1 protein-coding gene is annotated in these 503 nt (G+C 60.4%); it reads right to left on the minus strand.

The features are described from left to right. Positions 1-9: 9 nt before the first annotated feature. Positions 10-228, minus strand: coding sequence for an AlpA family phage regulatory protein (locus KVT32_RS28605; RefSeq protein ID WP_217619261.1), 219 nt, complete (start codon positions 226-228; stop codon positions 10-12). Positions 229-503: the final 275 nt, after the last annotated feature.

Raw genomic sequence — 503 nt, forward strand, 5'->3', positions numbered from 1 at the left:
GTGGTGCCGTTAGTGCGCGCGGCGTGAAGTGTTTTCGGGTGGTGGAAGCGTCGACACCGGACGTGCCTCTGCCCACTCTTCAAGTTCGCGCACCAGCCAGCCTACGCGCCGGCCGGACAGCTGGCGTGGTTGCGGAAACTCGCCAGCGCGCACTAGGCGCTGGACGGTGGTCGGCGCCAGGGCGACTGCTTCGGCGGCGGCGTCGAGTTCAAGATAAAAAGGCTTCACGGTGGTTCTCGGTTCTGGTTCTACGATAGGTCAGGCGAAATGCCGGAAGCGGCATGTGCTCGTATGGGGTGAGCCCCAAGGCTGCTGGCAGCCCACGCAACGGACCTGGGCCTGGGTTATGTATGTCATGCTGTATCCCTTGGTTTGGGTTTGTGTTTCCCTGATCGTTTCCTCAGTAGTCTGTCGCGGACAATTCGGTCGAGAGCATCGCCGAGCGTCATGTCGTCTTTGAACTTGATGAACTTAGCCAGCGCTTGCTGCACCTCTTGCGAAAC

The sequence above is a fragment of the Achromobacter sp. GbtcB20 genome (assembly GCF_019091095.1).
Classification (GTDB): domain Bacteria; phylum Pseudomonadota; class Gammaproteobacteria; order Burkholderiales; family Burkholderiaceae_B; genus Achromobacter; species Achromobacter mucicolens.